Here is a 17,491-nt window from a genome sequence, read left to right on the forward strand (position 1 = left end):
CTTTTCGAATTGTCCCGGCGGGAAGGCGGCCGGGACGGCACTTTATTGAGTATAACCTGGATGGTTAGTGAAGTTCACCCCTTCCGAATACCTTTACCACCCCCGCTCCTGCTCTTTTCGTCTCCCGCCATGCAATCCAAAACCCTCCTTTATACGGCTATCCTGCTGGCAGCCCGCACGGTTGGCGCTACTTCCATTGGCTCTATTCAGGGCACGGGCGCGGCAGCTAAGGGCGGCACCTACACCGTGGAAGCAATTGTGACGGGTGTGTATGCCAACCTGAAACCGGCCGGTTTTTACATTCAGGACGACAAGGCCACGGCCGATGGCAACCCGGCTACTTCCGACGCCCTGTTTGTGTCGCAGGCCGCCCCCAACGTGAAGGTGGGCGACAAGGTGCGCGTGACCGGCGCGGTGCGCGAGGATGAGGCCGCCCCCTCCTTCGGCCAGGCCGTGCTGACGGAGCCGGCCTTCACGGTCATTTCGTCGGGCAATGCGCTGCCGGATTTCGTGCGTATCGTCAACAGCGAGTTTGCAGCCGATAAAGCCGAACGCTACGAAGGCATGCGGGTGCAGTTCGCCTCGCCCCTCACCGTCACCGATAACTACAGCCTGAAGCAACGCGGCGAGCTCACGGTTTCGGCCGAGGGCCTGACCTATCAGTCCACGCAGTTCATCGACCCCAACGACAACCCTGCCACCGGCACCAGCAGCAGCGGCACCAGCAACCTGGCCGCTGTGAACGCCTACCAGACCGCCAACGACCGCCGCAGCCTGGTGCTCGACGACGGTAGCTCGGCCACCAACCCCTCCCCCACGCCCTACCTCGATGCCCGCTTCCGCACCGTGCGAGTAGGCAGCACCCTGAGTAACATGGGCGGTATTCTGGGCTACGGCTACGGGCGCTGGCGCCTGCAGCCGCTGGCCGGGGCCGAGGCTCCCGTGATTAACGTGGCGCGGCCACTCACGCCGCCCGCCTTCGGCCCGCTCGATTTGAAGCTGGCCAGCTTCAACGTGCTCAACTACTTCAACGGCGACGGGGCGGGCGGCGGCTTCCCCACCCCGCGCGGGGCCAAAACGGCGGTCGACTTTGCCCGGCAGCGCGCCAAAATCATCCTCGCCCTCGCCGAGATGAATGCCGATATCGTGGGCCTCACCGAGATTGAAAACGACGGCAACGGCTCCACGGCCGCCATTCAGGATTTGGTAGAGGGCCTGAACAAGGCAGTGGGAGCGGGCACCTACATCTTCGTGAACGACGGCAACGCCGACCGCCAAACCAACAATACTGACCTCATTCACTGCGCCATTATCTACAAACCGAGCGTGGTGGCGCCGCTGGGGCCGCCCATGGTGGCCACTGTGCCGGGCGTATTTGAGCGGCCGCCGCTGGCGCAGGTGTTCATCACGAAGCGCAAGGAGCGGCCCGATACACTGGGCTTCATCGTGAACCACTTCAAAAGCAAGAGCAGCGGCAGCGGGGTCGATGCCGACCAGAACGACGGCCAGGGCGGCTCCAACGCCCGCCGCAAGGCCCAGGCCCGCGCCTTGGTTGAGTTCATCAACAAAACCGTGATGCCGGCCGGGGCCACGCGCATCGTGAGCGCCGGCGACTACAACGCCAACTACGAGGAAGACCCCATCGACATCCTGCGGGCGGCCGGGCTGGTGCCCGCCACGCCGCCCACCAGCGCGTCCTACGTGTTCAAGGGCCTCACCGGCTCGCTCGACCACGCCGTGGTGACGCCCAACCTAGTGGGTTTCGTGGACGTGCAGAAATGGCACATCAACTCGGCCGAGCCGCCCGTGCTCGAATACGACCAGGCCGGCGAAGCCACCGACATCACCTCGCCCTTCCGCTGCTCCGACCACGACCCGGTGCTGATTGGGGTGAATTTCGCGGGCATTCGCAACGCGTCGGCCAGCCGGTCGGCCAACCGGTTGTTTGTGTATCCGGGGCCGGCGGCCGGGCCGCTGGCGTTCAGCCTGGCCGGGGTGCCCACCAGCGCCGGCGCGCTCACCCTGGATTTTGCCTTGCCCCAGGGCGGCATTCGCCTACTCTCATTGCATGGCACACCGGCCATGCTGGGCAGCCAACTCAACGGCTACACGGCCCACCTCGCGCCGGGCATCTACGTGGTGACGCTGCGCGGCCAGAACTACCAGAAAACCCAGCGCGTGATGAAGGAATAGCGGCTCAGCCCCCGCCCTTACAGCCACTGACTCCGCAACTGCTCAATCGAACACGTAGCGGTGGGGGCGTGCCGGGGCCGCCGGCATTGGCTCGCCCACCATTTCCAGTAAGGAGGCTTCAATGGAGTGGCTCATGGTGTTCAGGGCCAAATCATTGTCCTCCAACCCGAAAGGCTCCTCGATTTCGCGCATGATGGCGTCCAGCGCCATAAAGGTGTAGCCTACGAAGGCCACGATGAGCGGCGTAATCCAGCCGGTACTATCCACTAGGCCAAACGGCAGCAGGAAGCAATACAGGTACACCGTGCGGTGCAGCAGTACGCTGTAGGTGAATGGAATGGGCGTGTTGGCCAGTCGCTCGCAGCTGCCCAGAATGTCGGAGAGCTGATTGAAATTGTGGTCGAAAGCCAACTGAATGGTGCTGTCGAGCTGGCCCGCCTCGCGGCCCCGCTGCACCCAGCGGCTCATTTCGAGCAGCAGCCGCACCGGCTTAAAGGTGGCGCGCTGCGTGGCTTCGGCCTCGGGTGCGGGCAGCAGACGGGCCAGGTCGGCGGCGGCATCGGTGCGCCGCAGCTGGTGCTTGAGGGCGTAGGTGAAGGCAATGAGCAACCGTACGAACTGCCGGGGGCCGGCCGCGCCCACCGGCTGCCCGCTCAGCGTGAGGGCCTGCCGGGCCAGCGAGCGGCTGATGTTCAATAGCGCGCCCCACTGCTTGCGGCCCTCCCAAAAACGGTCGTAGCTGGCATTGTTGTAAAAGCCCAGAAAGATGGCCAGCGTAAAACCAAACAGGCTGAAGGGCGCGGCGCTGAGCGGCACTTTGTAGGCGGGCAGCTCCACATGGGCCGCCACCACGACCGCCGACAGCGCCAGCAACACCAGCAGGCGCGGCAGAATCTGGGGCAGCACCGAGCCGTGCCAGGCGAAGAGCAGGCGAAACCAATTGTCTTTCTCACGAATAATCATGGTTAGCGTACGGCTACCAGGGTCGCCGGGCTATTTCTCCCAGCCTGTGCAACTCAAGTTGCGGCCCACCGAACCACAGCCTCAGCGGGGCTTACCCCTAATAATCCGCAACTTGGGTTACACGGTCCAGTCGTTGCAGACCACGCAGCGTATCTTTGCCTTTCACTTATCTCTTTCCGATTTTATGCATCCTTATTTCCGTCCGTTGGCCTTTTGTCTGGCAGTTAGCGCCTCGCTAGCAGCTACTTCCTGTGGCAGCAAAAAAGACGACCCCATCGTGCAGCCGCAGGCCCAAACGGCCACCCTCAGCGGCCAGATTAGCCCGGCCGGCTCCATCACCACGGTAACAGCCACCGATGCCAGCGGCAAAGCTTCTACGGCTACCCCCGGCAGCACCGGTACCTACTCCTTCCCCGGCCTTGCCCTCGGCACCTATACGCTGTCGTTTGCGCCCGCCGCGGGCTACACCGCGCCGGCCAACACCCCCATGACGCTGGTGGCGGGTGGCACTACCGCTCCTACCACTACAGTGGCCGCCACGCCCACCACGGCCACCCTCAGCGGCCAGATTAGCCCGGCCGGCGCGGTTACTACCGTGACAGCCACCAACGCCAGCGGCACGACCGTGACGGCTACGCCCGGCAGCACTGGCTCCTATACCTTTCCCAACCTGCCTTTTGGCGTCTATACTTTGACGTTTGCGCCCGCCTCGGGCTACACGGCCCCGGCCGCCGCCACCGTAACCTTAGTAGCGGGCGGCACCACAGCGCCCACGACCACGGTAGCCGCCGCGCCCACCACGGCAACCCTCACTGGCCAAGTGAACCCGGCCGGCGCGGTGACCACCGTGACGGCGACCAGCGCCAGCGGCGTAGCTGTGACGGCCATCCCCGGCAGCACCGGGGCCTACTCTTTTCCCAACCTGCCCTTTGGCACCTACACCATCACCTTTGCCACGGCCGGCGGCTACCAGCCCATCACCACTACGCCGAGCGTGACCCTGGCGGCGGGCGGGACTACCATTCCCACCGTTAGCACCAGCCAGTTGCCCACCCGCGCTTCGTATGTCCTCAATGGGGTTACGATTACGCCCGTTTACATTTCGCCGCAGGTGCTGGGTAGCGACCGGTTCATCACCTTCGATACCACCACGGACCAGCGTATTACCCTGTTCCTGCAAGGGCTGACGCCCACGGTGGGCACGCTGTCGCTCACCTCCACGGCCAATTATGCGCAGTACAACGCGAATGATTACGTGCTCTATCGGTCCAACGCCGGCAGCAGTCCTCAAGGTACTTTGACCATTACGGGCGTCAATACCTCGGCCCGCCTCTACTCAGGCACCTTCAGCTTCGTGGGCGGCGTGGTGAACCCCAATACGGGCTCCGCCACCACCAAAACCATTACCAACGGCACTTTCACTAACATCAGCTATTAAGCGCAGCCCGTTGGCCAACCCGGCCGGGCACGCCGCCTGAGCAGCAGGCGCTCGTCATATAGCGGCCCGGAGGAAGGGTTGTCATTTTTAGGCCGTCGTGCGACGTTATGCGTTGCACGACGGCCTTTTTTGTGGTCGATAGGTTTACCGAAACCGACAGGCTTCTACCCAATTACCGTCCGTCGGCGTGGTAGCCACTGGGCGGAATGTTCTGGTTCACCCGAAACAGGTTGTGCGGGTCGTAGGTGGTTTTGATGGCCACCAGCCGCTCGTAGTGCGCGCCGTAGGTGGCTTTCACGCGGTCGGCCCCTTCATCCATCATGAAATTGACGTAGGCGCCCCCGGCCGAGTACGGGTGCAGCGCCTCCCAATACTCTTTGGCCCAGCGCGTAATAACCGCCGCCCGGGTGGGTTCGGCTTCGGCCCCGAGGATGACCATGGCCCAGGTCGCGTTGCGGTAGGCCCAGGCCGTGGCATCCGGAGCCACACGGGCCGCCGCCCCGTTGATGGGGTACAGGTGCATGGTCGAGAGCGGGCTGGGCAGCATCTGGGCGAAGTGCAGGTGAATATCGATGGCCTCGTCGGGCAGCTCGTTGATGAAGTCGGCCTTCCAGTAATACTGAATATTAGGGGGCACCAGCCCGTCGAACATGCTTTGCAGGGTCGGCACCGGCAGGGTACCCAGCAGGTCGAGGGCCGGCGGCCAGGCCTTGCGAATGGGCGCAAAAACGTGTTCGGCCATCTCGGCCGGGCCGCTGTAGTTCCACACGATGCCGCACATCTTTTTGCCGTGCAGGTGCTCGGGGAAGGGCGGGCCGGGCGGCACCGTGAGGAAGGCAAAAAAGCCGTTCAGCTCCTCGGGTGCATCTTTGATGAAGGCGCGGTACCATTGCATCACGGGCTTGGCGTCACTCAGCTCCCAGAGCATGGGGCCGCCGTACACGGTGCTGATGGGGTGCGAGCGGAACAAAAACGAGGTGACGATGCCGAAGTTGCCGCCCCCGCCGCGCAAGGCCCAGAACAAGTCCGGGTGCTCGGTGGCCGAGGCCTTCACCATGCTGCCGTCGGCCAGCACCACGTCGGCTTCCAGCAGGTTGTCAATCGAGAGCCCACAGCGGCGGGTGAAGTGCCCCAGCCCGCCGCCCAGGGTGATGCCGCCCACGCCGGTAGTCGAGACGATGCCGCTCGGCACCAGCACGCCAAAGGCGTGCGTGACGTGGTCGAGGTCGCCGAGGTGGCAGCCGCCTTCCACCCGCACCGTTTTGCTCACGGGGTCGACGTGGATGCCGTTCAGCTGCGACAGGTCAATCACCAGCCCGTCATCGCAGAGGCCGAGGCCGGCCCCGCTGTGGCCGCCGCCCCGCACCGCCACCAGCAGGTTATGCTCGCGGGCGTAGTTCACCGCCGCCATCACATCGGCCTCGTCGGCGCAATAGGCAATGGCAGCGGGACGCTTGTCAATCATGCCATTATGCACCCGGCGGCTGGCGTCGTAGTCGGGGTGGTGGGGTTCAATGAGCCTGCCGCGCAGGTCCATGGTGAAGGGGGAGGCAATTTCGTCGACGAGCATAACCGTAAGACGTAAGGGGCGCGGGAGCGCCGGATGAAAGTATCGGGTATGGGTAGCCACCGCACCTCGGCAAGCCACGGTTGAGCAGGTTTTCATTAATATATAAAAATATAAATTAAATTGTTTAAAACCCGTACTTTATATCGGTGCCCACCGCCCAAACGCAACCAGCCGCTGGCGGAGGTGGCAGCCACGGCCCACAGCACCCCTATCGACGTTGGTGGCCACAGGCAGCTACCACAGCTGTCCAATCGGCCGTGCTTACTGCCGGCCATTCCCGCCCGCTCGGCATTTCGATTGAAACAAAGGGCATTTCGGTTAAGCGCCCGGCCGCGCTGGCCAGGACCTTTGTTATCATCAACTAACGGAACAACATTCCTTATGAAAGCAGTAAGAATCCACGCATTTGGCGGGCCCGAGGTCCTGCAAATCGAAGAGACCGCGCGGCCGGTACCAGCAGCCGACGAAATCCTCATCAAAGTGTACGCCAGCGGCGTAAACCCGGTGGACTGGGTAGTGCGGGAAGGCGGCAACGACGCCCTGCGGGCTTACCTGACCTTGCCGCTGACCCTGGGCTGGGATGCGGCCGGCGTGGTAGAAGCGCTGGGCAGCGCGGTCACCGGGTTTCAAATCGGTGATGCCGTGTATGGCGAGCCCAACTTCCCCGGCGATGGCAGCTACGCGGAATACTGCGCGGCCAAAGCCAGCCAATTTGCCCACAAGCCCCAAAGCCTCAGCTTCACCGAGGCGGCCGGGGTGCCGCTGGCCGGCCTCACGGCCTGGACGGGCCTGTTCGAGCACGGCCAGCTACGGGCCGGCCAGCGCGTCCTGATTCAGGGCGCTTCGGGCGGAGTGGGTAGTTTCGCCGTGCAGTTTGCCAAGGCTAAGGGGGCCTACGTCATCGGCACCGCGTCGGCCGGCAACCTAGAGTATGTCCGGCAGCTGGGGGCCGACGAGGTATTTGACTACCGCAGCCAGCCGGTGGAGGAGCTGGTGCGCGACGTGGACGTGGTGCTGGAAGCTTCGCCCCTGCGCGACAACGCGGCGCGGGTGCAAGCCGTGTGTACGTTGAAGGCCGGCGGCATCTTCGTCAGCGTCAACACCGATTTTCCCTTCGATGATGCGGTAGAGGCAGCCCTGGCCCGGCAGCAGGCCACGGGCGCACTGGCGGCCAACCAGCCCCGGCAGGACTGGCTCCGGGAAATGGCCCAGCTCATTGACGCGGGCCAGGTGAAGGTGTCCATCAGCAAGGTGTATCCGCTGGCGCAGGTGGCCGACGCCCACCGCGAAAGCCAGACCTGGCACGTACAAGGCAAGTTGGTGCTCCAAATCCGCCCCAACGACGAGCCGGCATGAGACGCTTCAGCACGATAAGCGAGTTCCACGAGTTTGTGCAGCTGCCCAAGCCCCAGCATCCGCTGCTGAGCGTGGTGGATGTGGGAACGGTGCCGCACCGCTATGGCGCGGAACCGACGGTGATGGTGTTCGATTTTTACTGCATTTCCGTCAAGCGCATGAAGAATGTGCAGATGAAATACGGGCAGAACTCGTTCGACTTTAACGAAGGCATTATGTCCTTCATGGCCCCCAACCAAGTGTTCAGCATGGCCGATGCCGGCCAGGGTGAGGAAGTAGAAAAATCGGGGTGGGTGATTTATATTCACCCCGATTTCCTGTGGAATACGCCGCTGGCCAAAACCATCCAGCAGTACGATTTCTGGGATTACTCGCTCCGGGAGGGCCTGTTTCTCTCGGCCAGGGAGGAGGCGGCCATGCTGAACCTCATCGCTGCTATCCAGCAGGAGTATGACTCCACCATCGACCGGTTCAGCAAGCAGATTATCGTGTCGCACTTGGAAAGCCTGCTGCACTACGCCGACCGGTTTTACGACCGCCAGTTCATTACCCGCGAAAAGGCCAACCACGAGGTGCTCGAACGCCTGGAAACCCTGCTGCATGCCTATTTCGACCGCGCCGATTTGCTGGAAGCTGGCCTGCCCACCGTGCAGTACGTGGCCGACTGCCTGCACCTGTCGCCCAAGTACCTCAGCAACCTGCTGCGCGTCCTCACCGGGCAAAATACCCAGCAGCACATTCACGCCCGGCTGATTGCCAAGGCCAAGGAACGACTATCGACCACCACCCTCACCGTGAGCGAAATTGCCTACGGGCTGGGCTTCGAGCATTTGCAGTCGTTCAGCAAGTTGTTCAAGACCAAGACCAACCTGTCGCCGCTGGAATTCCGGGCTTCGTTTAATTGATAAGCAGGCGGGATGGCGCGGGTATGTTCATAAGTTGAATCTATGTGCTACCCCCGCCGCGCCCGGCGCGGCAGCGGCTGAGGAAGCTGGAGGTTTCTTCTACCGGTGCGTCACCAATAGCGTGCGCGACAGTTCCAGGTACGAATGATGCACGAACAACTTCGTAAGCTGTGGCAGGAACTCCCGGAAAAGCGTCAATAAATCGTTCGTGCTGATGTTGCCCGTCGACACGAGCAGCAGCTTATGGGGCTGGCCGTGGAGCAGGAAGCTGTTCACGAAGTCGGCGTCTTTGCTGATGACGATGCGTTGCTCCGCCATCGAGAGCCGGGTGATGCTGCCGTCCTGCGTCTGGTTGGCCGCCGGCAGGTCGAGGGTGTGCAGGCAGTCGCAGCCGGTATGAAAGGCCAGGAAATCGGCCAACCGCTTCGGCAGCTGCGCATCGACCAGAAACCGCAGCGGCTCGGTGGTGCTCACGACGCCAGCCGGAAGATGGACCGCACTTGCAGCATATCGGCCGCGTAGGCTTGGCAGGCGCGCAGGTCCTCGGCCTCCAAATCGGGGTAGTCGGCCAAGATTTCGGCTTCCGTCATGCCGGAGGCCAGGTATTCGAGCACGTTTTGCACGGGATAGCGCAGGCCGCGCACTGTGGGCTGCCCGTGGCAGATGTTCGGGTCGATGGTAATGCGCGGGTGGGCGGTGGAGCGAGGCGTTTCCATGCCGCTAAGGTACGCCCCAGCCCCACGGCCCCCAACCCCACCCCCGCCGCCCCCGGCGCGAAGCGGCGGGAGAAGCTTAGGTTTCTTCCTATCGGTGCAGAGAACCTGTTTTCACCTTTTCTAGGTAAGCCGCGAGTTTGTAGCTGGCTTCATTGTGCTCTTTATAACCGGAGCACTCAAGCGACGCACCTGAATAAAGCTGGGGAGCAAATGTTACCACGAGGTAGTTGTCTAAATCGTGGGAAGGAGGAGGGGGCGGAAACGAGTCATTTACCAGAAATGGCTTTGACGAAACTGCAAAAACCTGGCGGGCTAGTTGGTAAATTGTATCCAGTTGCGCACGGTTTAACACAATGCTTAGTGTGTCTAATGGCACCCGAGCTTCTTCTAATACCGCCTTCTCAGGTGTTTTCGGCCGCTTGAAGTTGGAATACCAATAAAGCGCACCGCCCTCCCTTGTCTTGTTCTTTTTCCACCACGGCACTTCGACTGCAAACTCCGCATCGGTCCCGTGCATAGGATTGGTATCGGCCACGCTCAATGAAAAATAGTGGCTTCCTTGTGGCAGCGTTTGCGCAGGGTCAGCCGGTGAGGTGCAACTGCTGACGCATGGCAACAAGAATAGCAATAGTTGCTTTTTCATCGTGGCACGAATCTACGCGCTTCGCTCTGGCCGTTGGGGCGGCCCCACGGCCCCACGCCCCCCAACCCCACCCCCGCCGCCCCCGGCGCGGCAGCGGCTGAGAGAAGCTTAATGATACTTTTACAGACTAAGCTAGATTCCATATTAGCACACCCTGACTCACAAAATTAGCAACATACACATGTTTCTGCTAAGCTTCCTGGCATCCCTGACAATACTTACATTCTTTCGGTGCGCTCTCATTATCATACCGAACAGGTATCATCGAAACCCTGAAGGTGTTTTAGAGTTAAAGGGTTAGATACTCAATCTATCTTTTTAGGCTCGGCACCTTACTCCATTTTTTAGTGTTACATTTGCATCCCTAATTCAGCTAAATTCTTTATCATTATCACCCACAAAACACTGTTTTTTAGTCCAATGACCATAGGATTCAATCATCGTAAGACAACGCAAGCTCTTAACTTCTTTGCAAGTAAGGAGGGAGGCGCTATCAACAAGATGAAAGCCTTAAAACTGCTTTGGATTGCTGATAGGCTTCATGTCAGAAAATACGGACGCCTGATTTCTAACGACACGTATTTTGCAATGCCTAGAGGTCCAGTAGCATCTGGAGCTCGGGATATTATGAACCATACTTCTTACTTAAGTGAAGAAGAACGAGTATATAGCGAAAAGTTTGTTAGCGATGAAACCCGCACAACATTTCGGTCTATTGCTGATGTTGAGCTAAAGGTCTTCTCTAAGACAGACCACGACGCTATTATTGAGGCATACAACTCCTTTGGTAAATCCGACGAACAAGAGTTGTCTGAACTCTCTCACGTATACCCCGAATGGAAAAGGTTTGAAACTCGATTGCAGGCAGGAATGGCATCCCGTTACGAGATTGATTTTCTTGATTTTTTCGCTAATCCTTCAGAAGCTAATCACTCTTTATTTTCAGAAAATCTCGAATTACTGGAGCTTTCAAAAGAAGTATTCTGCGGAGTAGAAGCGGCTTAGTGAATGATAGTTTCTGATGACCTATTCCTGTCTGGGCTTGTTCCCGGCAGAATTTACTACTTCGTCAATCCTTACATTAGTTCTGATGAACCCCATTATCATATCTGCCTTAAGGAGATAGATGGTGGGGTTCTGCTTATGTCTTGTTGTACAAGTCAATTCGAAAAGCGGAGCAGGTACATCAAATTGAGCGGCCTTCCAACCGAAACCCTGATTTGGATAAAGCCTGATACTGATAATAATCTAAAAAAGGATACTTACGTTGACTGCAATGAATATTTCAAATTCACAAAGTCTTACCTGCTTGACAAATACAATGACGGCCATATAAAGCCCACTGGCGAACTCAAATTGGACCATTATGAACAAATAATACTTGGCATGATAGACAGTCCAAGAATAGAAGAAGAAATTAAAGATTCTATTCGGTTAAGTGATATGTAACTGTCATAGTTGAATAAGTTGAATTGTTGCCCAAAAGCCATTAATCAGAAACGCCACCCCAATTGGAGTGGCGTTTCTGATTAATGGCTTTTAAGATTATGACTTAGCTAACCTTACGACCCGCAGGCCTCGCAGCCGTCCGGGTTATCCAGCGAGCAGCTCATGTCGCTTTGGTTCTGCTCGACCAGGGCCATGGGCTCCAGGGTTTCGGCGGCTTGCTTTTCCACCGTGAACTTGATGGCGTCGGCGGCGGCTTTGGTGCGCAGGTAGTACATGCCGGTTTTCAGGCCGCGCTTCCAGCTGTGGAAGTGCATGCTGGTGAGCTTGCCGAAGTTCACGTTTTGCACGTGCAGGTTCAGGCTCTGGCTCTGGCAGATGTAGGCCCCGCGGTCGGCGGCCTGGTCGATGATGCGGCGCTGCGAAATCTCCCACACCGTCTTGTACAGGTCCTTGATGTGCTGCGGAATGCGGGCAATGCCCTGCACCGAGCCGTTGGCGGCGATGATTTCCTGCTTCATCTGGTCGTTCCAGAGGCCCAGGGCCACCAGGTCCTTCAGCAGGTGCTTGTTCACCACCATAAACTCGCCGCTGAGCACGCGGCGCACGTAAATGTTGCTCGTGTAGGGCTCAAACGACTCGTTGTTGCCCAGAATTTGGGCGGTGCTGGCCGTGGGCATGGGCGCCACCAGCAGCGAGTTGCGGGCCCCGTGCTTCACCACCTCGGCGCGCAGGCTCTCCCAGTCCCAGCGGCCCGAGTCGGGCGTCACGCCCCACAGGTCGAACTGGAACTTGCCCTGGCTCAGGGGCGAGCCGGGGAAGGTTTCGTAGTGCCCGTCCTTGATAGCGAGGTCCTTCGAAGCCGTCATAGCCGCGAAGTAGATGGTTTCGAAGATGTCCTTGTTCAGCCCGCAGGCCTCGTCGCTCTCGAAGGGCATGCGTAGAGCAATGAACGTGTCGGCCAGGCCCTGCACGCCCAGCCCGATGGGCCGGTGGCGGAAGTTCGACTTCTGCGTTTCGGGCACCGGGTAGTAGTTCACGTCAATCACCTTGTTCAGGTTCAGCGTGGCCTGGTAGGTCACCTCGTACAGCTTGTCGTGGTCGAAGGTGGTGTTGCCCTTGGCGTCCGTCACCAGGTAGCGGGGCAGCGCCAGCGAGGCCAGGTTGCAGACCGCGATTTCGTCCTTGTCGGTGTACTCAATAATCTCAGTGCAGAGGTTGCTCGACTTAATCGTGCCCAGGTTCTGCTGGTTCGATTTGCCGTTGGCCGCGTCCTTAAACAGCATGTAGGGCGTGCCCGTCTCGGTCTGGCTTTCCAGGATGGCAAACCACAGCTCCTGCGCCTTGATGGTCTTGCGGCCCCGGCCCTCCTTCTCGTATTTCAGGTACAGCTTCTCGAACTCCGGGCCCCAGCTGTTCTCCAGACCGGGGCATTCGTGGGGGCACATCAGCGTCCAGTCGCCGTTGTCCTCCACGCGCTTCATGAACAAATCAGGCGTCCAGAGGGCGTAAAACAGGTCGCGGGCGCGCATTTCCTCCTTGCCGTGGTTCTTTTTCAGGTCGAGGAACTCGAACACATCGGCGTGCCAGGGCTCCAGGTAAATGGCGAACGCGCCCTTGCGCTTCCCGCCGCCCTGGTCCACGTAGCGGGCCGTGTCGTTGAACACCTTCAGCATGGGCACCAGCCCGTTGGAGTTGCCGTTCGTGCCCTTGATGTAGGAGCCCGTGGCCCGCACATTGCTCACCGACAGCCCAATGCCGCCGGCCGACTGCGAAATCAGCGCGCAGTTCTTCAGCGTGTCATAAATGCCGTCAATGGAGTCGTCCTTCATCGTCAGCAGGAAGCAGCTCGACATCTGCGGCTTCGGCGTGCCCGCGTTGAACAGCGTGGGCGTGGCGTGGGTAAACCACCGCTCGCTCAGCAGATTGTAGGTCTTGATAACCGAGTCAATATCCTCCTTGTGGATGCCCACCGACACGCGCATCAGCATGTGCTGGGGCCGCTCCACCACCTTGCCCTCCAGGCGCAGCAAGTACGAGCGTTCCAAGGTCTTGAAGCCGAAGAAATCGTAGTTGTAGTCCCGGTCATAGATAATGGCCGAATCCAGCGTGTGGGCATTCTTATGAATCACCTCCCACACATCGGTGGCGAGCAGCGAAGCATTGTCGCCATTCTTGGGGTCCTCGTAAGTGTACAGCCGCTTCATCGTGCTCGAAAACGACTTCGAGGTCACCTTGTGCAGATTGCTCACCGCGATGCGGGCCGCCAGAATGGCGTAGTCCGGGTGCTTGGTGGTGAGCGAGGCGGCGGTTTCGGCGGCGAGGTTGTCGAGTTCCACGGTCGTCACGCCGTCGTAGATGCCGTCAATCACCTTCATCGCCACCGCAATGGGCGACACGAAATCCATGTTCAGCCCGTAGCACAGTTTCTCAATGCGCGCCGTGACTTTGTCAAACTTCACGGATTCGCGGCGACCGTCGCGTTTAATTACTAGCATACCAGTGGTGTTTTGGTGTGGGTTTTTGCGTATAGAAAGTAGCCGGCGCGGGCGGGGTCCGGCGGCAAGTCATTCATTCAGTTGTGAAAGGGTAGAGCGGAAGGAAACGGGCGGTGGCGGCCCGGTGGTATTCAATCCCGGAAATTACCGCTTCTGTTTGCGAAGGGCAAGGAAAAAAAGCGGAAGTTTTCCACACACCGCCTGGAATAGCCCCCCGGCCACTTTTTCAACCCAATGCCAATGGCAATAGGCAACTATCCTACCTTTGAACGGAAACCACTGTACTTCTTTCCCTTACTGTTTTGGTTAAAAATTACCCGCTTACCTGTCTACTATTGCTCGGCAGCATATTGCCCCTGGCAGCCCAGGCACCATTCACCCCCCGGATTGCCGCGGGTTACAGCCACAGCCTCGGTATTGCCCCGTCGGGCACGGTGGCGGCCCACGGCGAAAACCGCAGCGGTGAGCTGGGCGATGGCACCACTACCACTCGCCTCAACCCCGTGTACTTAACCCCGCCCGCTGGCCAGACCTGGACGCAGGTACTTGCGAGCGACTTTCGGTCGACGGCTCTGACCGCAGCCGGCGAGATGTACACCTGGGGTTCCAACGGCTACGGGCAATTCGGCGACGGCACCACCACCGACCGGAAAACACCAACCCGCATTGCCCCTCCCACCGGCACCACCTGGTCGGGAGCCGCCGCCGGCTTCGGCCATACCGTAGCCCTGTGTGCCAATGGTAGCCTCTACACCTGGGGCGACAATTACTACGGCCAGTTAGGCATCGGCAGCATCGCACTCACGCTGTCCCGCCAGCGCATTCCATCCCCGGCCGGGCTACTCTGGACACAGGCAGCCGCAGGATATAAATTCTCACTGGCCCTCTGTTCCGATGGCGCGCTTTACACCTGGGGAAACAATCAGGATGGCCAGCTGGGCGATGGCACCACCACCAACCGCACCACCCCCGTGCGAGTAGTGCCCCCTACCGGCCAAACGTGGACGCAGGTAGCCGGCGGGTTCTGGTCGGCCGCCGCCCTCTGCTCCGATGGCTCGCTCTACACTTGGGGCAACAATTACGGCGGGCAGCTTGGCAATGGCACCGTCACGGGCCAGCTGACCCCCGTTCGCGTGGGGCCGCCTGCCGGCCTGCGCTGGGTGCAGGTATCGGTGGGCTACAAGCACATGTTAGCCATTTGCTCCGATGGGTCGCTCTACTCCTGGGGCGACAATTACTACGGACAATTGGGGAATAGCACAAATACCGGGCAACGCACTCCGGTCCGCGTGGCCCCGCCCACGGGCAAGCAGTGGGTTCAGGTAGCCGCTGGCGCGTACCATTCCGTGGCGCTGGCTTCCGATGGCCAGGTGTACACTTCCGGTTATAATTTCAGCGGTGAGCTTGGCAACGGCACCACGCGCAGCCAGAACTACTTCACCCGCGCTTACCCAACGCTCGCTGCCAGGACGGCAGCGCTTGCTCCGATAGCAGCGGCTACGCCCAATCCATTCACGGAGGAGCTTGCGCTTGACCTGGGCCCCCATACTGCTGGCTCCGTTGCCGTTGCCCTATACACCCCCCTGGGTCAGTGCGTCAGAAAAGAAACTTACGCCGTGACTGCGGCAACCGGAAGCTTGAAAATTCACGGACTGGCATCTCTGCCAACGGGCGTGTACCTGCTCCAAATCAGCACCGCCGGACAAAAGCAAACCATCAAGTTGGTGCATTAGCCGTTTCGCTCAAAACCCCCTTACCTAGTTACTGGCCGTACCTGCCGCCCCCGGCTGGCACGTCAGTATCACGCCGATATCAATGGACTTGGCGATGTTATTACGCACCAGCGCCGGTATTTTAATCTTGTAGTCGGCCGGAGCCACGCTGAATTTAGCGGTCACCACCAGGTCGTTGCCGCGTAGTTGTAGGGTGCCCGGCACCCGCACTTTCCGCTTCACATTATGAATGGTGAGCAGGCCCTGCACGTACACCGGTTGTGGGCCGCTACGGAGCGCCGCCTCATCGGGCCGGGTCACCAGCGTGCCCGTGAAGCGTGCCCGGGGGTACTTCTCGCTTTCCGCGTAGTTCTCGTTGAAATGCTCCTGCATCAGCGAGTTCTTGAACTGGAAATCTTTCATCAGCATCGAAAACGCCAGCTGGCCGTTGCTCAAATCGAAGATGGCCGCCACCCGCGAGTTCAGCGCCTCGATGTCCTCCACCGGGGCCGTGGAGAAGAATGTCGTCTGGCCACTGGCCGTGGTGTAGCGCTGGAGCATGGCGGCGGTAGCCACTGCTGCCACGGGAGCGGCTGGGGCGGGCGTTTGGGCATGGACACCGGGTACAACCACGCCCAGCAGGAATCCAAGTAGCAAGTATTTCATACGATGAGAGGAATGAGGACGAAACCCAGAAGGCCTCGCGTGGCACGCGGGGCCTTCTGGTCAGCCACTCGCCGGATTGCTCCGGCAGGTTGCTTGTCTCTCTCTTTTTGTTCTTGCCAAGGCCTAGAAATCCTCGTCCAGCGAGAATACGTTGTCGTTGCGCTCGCTCATCACGCCGGCTTTCTGGTACTCGGCCACGCGCTTCTCGAAGAAGTTCGTTTTACCCTGCACCGAAATCATTTCCATGAAATCGAAGGGGTTGGTAGCGTTGTAAATCTTGGCGCAGCCCAGCGACACCAGCAGGCGGTCGGCCACAAACTCAATGTATTGCGCCATCGTCTTGGCGTTCATTCCAATGAGGCTCACGGGCAGCGCATCGGTCACGAACTCTTGTTCGATGCGCACCGCGTCGGCGATGATGCTTTGCACCCGCGCTTCGGGCAGCTTGTTTTGCAGGTAGCTGTAGAGCAGGCAGGCAAAGTCGCAGTGCAGGCCCTCATCGCGCGAAATCAGCTCGTTCGAGAACGTGAGGCCGGGCATCAGGCCGCGCTTTTTCAGCCAGAAGATGGAGCAGAACGAGCCCGAGAAGAAGATGCCTTCCACCGCCGCGAAGGCAATGAGGCGCTCGGCGAAGTTCTCCGAGTTAATCCACTTCAGGGCCCACTCGCCTTTTTTCTGCACGGCGGGCACCGTTTCGAGGGCGTTGAAGAGGTAGTCCTTCTCCTTGGGGTCTTTGATGTAGGTGTCAATCAGCAGCGAATAGGTTTCGCTGTGAATGTTTTCCATCATAATCTGAAAACCGTAGAAGCAGCGCGCCTCGGGCATCTGCACTTCCTGCATGAAGTTAACGGCCAGGTTCTCGTTCACGATGCCATCGGAGGCCGCGAAGAAGGCCAGCACGTGCTTGATGAAGTGACGCTCGTTGTCGTTCAGGTTGTTCCAGTCCTTCTGGTCCTGGCTCAGGTCGATTTCTTCGGCCGTCCAGAACGAGGCCTGCGACTTCTTGTAAAACTGCCACACCTCATCGTTCTGGATGGGAAATAGCACGAAGCGGTTGGGGTTTTCGGCGAGGAGCGGTTCCATAATATCTCGGGGCTTGATGGCGGTTTTCGACGTGGAAGACGGCAGGCTAACCCCCACGTTCGGGCAGATGTTTGGTCCAGGTGTCAGAAACGTGGCTGGCCTTCCAACACCAAATATAGGCCCGCCGGACAGGCCGATTGCCCACCCGATTAGCTTTTTTATTCGCTCTTTTTTAGTTAAGCCCGCCTTTTTTTTAAGCCAGTTGTCAAGGTTTTTGCCGAATTTATTAGTTAAGCCGAGCACCAACACACCCCTCAAAATCAGTCCTTTTAGCCGCACTTATCCACATTAATCCTGTGGAT

15 protein-coding genes are annotated in these 17,491 nt (G+C 59.6%); 7 read left to right on the top strand and 8 right to left on the bottom strand.

Features of this window, described 5'->3' with window-relative positions; all coding sequences use genetic code 11:
* The first annotated feature begins 129 nt into the window (after window positions 1–129).
* The gene (locus ACVWYF_RS06135; RefSeq protein ID WP_457065689.1) at window positions 130–2,193 is read left to right on the top strand and encodes an ExeM/NucH family extracellular endonuclease; all 2,064 of its coding nucleotides are present in this window, start codon (window positions 130–132) and stop codon (window positions 2,191–2,193) included.
* A gap of 42 nt (window positions 2,194–2,235) precedes the next feature.
* On the opposite strand, the gene ACVWYF_RS06140 is transcribed toward ACVWYF_RS06135, so the two are convergent.
* Window positions 2,236–3,156, bottom strand: a complete 921-nt coding sequence (locus tag ACVWYF_RS06140; protein WP_457065691.1) for a bestrophin family protein — start codon at window positions 3,154–3,156, stop codon at window positions 2,236–2,238.
* Window positions 3,157–3,340: 184 nt separating this feature from the next.
* Here ACVWYF_RS06140 and ACVWYF_RS06145 point away from each other — a divergent pair, with 184 nt between their 5' ends.
* Window positions 3,341–4,594, top strand: a complete 1,254-nt coding sequence (locus ACVWYF_RS06145) for a hypothetical protein (protein WP_457065693.1) — start codon at window positions 3,341–3,343, stop codon at window positions 4,592–4,594.
* A gap of 172 nt (window positions 4,595–4,766) precedes the next feature.
* Here ACVWYF_RS06145 and ACVWYF_RS06150 read toward each other — a convergent pair whose 3' ends face one another.
* Complete coding sequence (locus ACVWYF_RS06150) at window positions 4,767–6,164, bottom strand: FAD-binding oxidoreductase (RefSeq protein ID WP_457065695.1); 1,398 nt, start codon at window positions 6,162–6,164, stop codon at window positions 4,767–4,769.
* A 381-nt stretch (window positions 6,165–6,545) separates the two neighbouring features.
* Here ACVWYF_RS06150 and ACVWYF_RS06155 point away from each other — a divergent pair, with 381 nt between their 5' ends.
* Window positions 6,546–7,520, top strand: coding sequence for an NADP-dependent oxidoreductase (locus ACVWYF_RS06155; protein ID WP_457065697.1), 975 nt, complete (start codon window positions 6,546–6,548; stop codon window positions 7,518–7,520).
* On the top strand, window positions 7,517–8,425 hold the full coding sequence (locus ACVWYF_RS06160) for a helix-turn-helix domain-containing protein (RefSeq protein WP_457065699.1): 909 nt from the start codon (window positions 7,517–7,519) through the stop codon (window positions 8,423–8,425). Before ACVWYF_RS06155 ends, ACVWYF_RS06160 begins: the two co-directional genes overlap by 4 nt.
* Window positions 8,426–8,524: 99 nt before the next feature.
* On the opposite strand, the gene ACVWYF_RS06165 is transcribed toward ACVWYF_RS06160, so the two are convergent.
* The 3 genes from ACVWYF_RS06165 to ACVWYF_RS06175 all read right to left on the bottom strand — a co-directional run bounded on the left by ACVWYF_RS06165 (window position 8,525) and on the right by ACVWYF_RS06175 (window position 9,784).
* A complete protein-coding gene (locus tag ACVWYF_RS06165) occupies window positions 8,525–8,899 on the bottom strand; it encodes a DUF5615 family PIN-like protein (RefSeq protein ID WP_457065701.1) in 375 nt (124 codons plus the stop codon).
* Complete coding sequence (locus ACVWYF_RS06170; RefSeq protein WP_168671382.1) at window positions 8,896–9,141, bottom strand: DUF433 domain-containing protein; 246 nt, start codon at window positions 9,139–9,141, stop codon at window positions 8,896–8,898. The genes ACVWYF_RS06165 and ACVWYF_RS06170 overlap by 4 nt, the downstream gene beginning before the upstream one ends.
* 88 nt (window positions 9,142–9,229) lie before the next feature.
* Entirely contained in the window at window positions 9,230–9,784 is a 555-nt protein-coding gene (locus tag ACVWYF_RS06175) for a hypothetical protein (RefSeq protein WP_457065703.1), read from the bottom strand.
* A gap of 420 nt (window positions 9,785–10,204) precedes the next feature.
* Here ACVWYF_RS06175 and ACVWYF_RS06180 point away from each other — a divergent pair, with 420 nt between their 5' ends.
* Window positions 10,205–10,789, top strand: a complete 585-nt coding sequence (locus ACVWYF_RS06180; RefSeq protein ID WP_457065705.1) for a Panacea domain-containing protein — start codon at window positions 10,205–10,207, stop codon at window positions 10,787–10,789.
* 3 nt (window positions 10,790–10,792) lie between these two features.
* Entirely contained in the window at window positions 10,793–11,233 is a 441-nt protein-coding gene (locus ACVWYF_RS06185) for a hypothetical protein (RefSeq protein ID WP_457065707.1), read from the top strand.
* Window positions 11,234–11,346: 113 nt separating this feature from the next.
* Here the strand turns inward: ACVWYF_RS06185 and ACVWYF_RS06190 are convergent, their stop codons facing one another.
* Entirely contained in the window at window positions 11,347–13,728 is a 2,382-nt protein-coding gene (locus ACVWYF_RS06190; protein WP_457065709.1) for a ribonucleoside-diphosphate reductase subunit alpha, read from the bottom strand.
* Between the two features lie 302 nt (window positions 13,729–14,030).
* Here ACVWYF_RS06190 and ACVWYF_RS06195 point away from each other — a divergent pair, with 302 nt between their 5' ends.
* Window positions 14,031–15,461, top strand: coding sequence for an RCC1 domain-containing protein (locus ACVWYF_RS06195; RefSeq protein ID WP_457065711.1), 1,431 nt, complete (start codon window positions 14,031–14,033; stop codon window positions 15,459–15,461).
* A 24-nt stretch (window positions 15,462–15,485) separates the two neighbouring features.
* Here ACVWYF_RS06195 and ACVWYF_RS06200 read toward each other — a convergent pair whose 3' ends face one another.
* Window positions 15,486–16,106: a YceI family protein gene (locus tag ACVWYF_RS06200; RefSeq protein WP_457065713.1), complete on the bottom strand. Its 621-nt coding sequence runs from the start codon at window positions 16,104–16,106 to the stop codon at window positions 15,486–15,488.
* Between the two features lie 123 nt (window positions 16,107–16,229).
* Window positions 16,230–17,189, bottom strand: a complete 960-nt coding sequence (locus ACVWYF_RS06205) for a ribonucleoside-diphosphate reductase small subunit (protein WP_457065715.1) — start codon at window positions 17,187–17,189, stop codon at window positions 16,230–16,232.
* Window positions 17,190–17,491: the final 302 nt, after the last annotated feature.

This window comes from Hymenobacter sp. UYAg731 (assembly GCF_054061335.1).

What these genes read in the sequence shown, in the direction of transcription:
- ACVWYF_RS06170 (WP_168671382.1), bottom strand. Translation starts at nt 9,141, where the DNA reads ATGGAAACGCCTCGCTCCACCGCCCACCCGCGCATTACCATCGACCCG.
- ACVWYF_RS06205 (WP_457065715.1), bottom strand. Translation starts at nt 17,189, where the DNA reads ATGGAACCGCTCCTCGCCGAAAACCCCAACCGCTTCGTGCTATTTCCC.
- ACVWYF_RS06200 (WP_457065713.1), bottom strand. Translation starts at nt 16,106, where the DNA reads ATGAAATACTTGCTACTTGGATTCCTGCTGGGCGTGGTTGTACCCGGT.
- ACVWYF_RS06185 (WP_457065707.1), top strand. Translation starts at nt 10,793, where the DNA reads ATGATAGTTTCTGATGACCTATTCCTGTCTGGGCTTGTTCCCGGCAGA.
- ACVWYF_RS06145 (WP_457065693.1), top strand. Translation starts at nt 3,341, where the DNA reads ATGCATCCTTATTTCCGTCCGTTGGCCTTTTGTCTGGCAGTTAGCGCC.
- ACVWYF_RS06155 (WP_457065697.1), top strand. Translation starts at nt 6,546, where the DNA reads ATGAAAGCAGTAAGAATCCACGCATTTGGCGGGCCCGAGGTCCTGCAA.
- ACVWYF_RS06150 (WP_457065695.1), bottom strand. Translation starts at nt 6,164, where the DNA reads ATGCTCGTCGACGAAATTGCCTCCCCCTTCACCATGGACCTGCGCGGC.
- ACVWYF_RS06180 (WP_457065705.1), top strand. Translation starts at nt 10,205, where the DNA reads ATGACCATAGGATTCAATCATCGTAAGACAACGCAAGCTCTTAACTTC.
- ACVWYF_RS06135 (WP_457065689.1), top strand. Translation starts at nt 130, where the DNA reads ATGCAATCCAAAACCCTCCTTTATACGGCTATCCTGCTGGCAGCCCGC.
- ACVWYF_RS06190 (WP_457065709.1), bottom strand. Translation starts at nt 13,728, where the DNA reads ATGCTAGTAATTAAACGCGACGGTCGCCGCGAATCCGTGAAGTTTGAC.
- ACVWYF_RS06160 (WP_457065699.1), top strand. Translation starts at nt 7,517, where the DNA reads ATGAGACGCTTCAGCACGATAAGCGAGTTCCACGAGTTTGTGCAGCTG.
- ACVWYF_RS06140 (WP_457065691.1), bottom strand. Translation starts at nt 3,156, where the DNA reads ATGATTATTCGTGAGAAAGACAATTGGTTTCGCCTGCTCTTCGCCTGG.
- ACVWYF_RS06175 (WP_457065703.1), bottom strand. Translation starts at nt 9,784, where the DNA reads ATGAAAAAGCAACTATTGCTATTCTTGTTGCCATGCGTCAGCAGTTGC.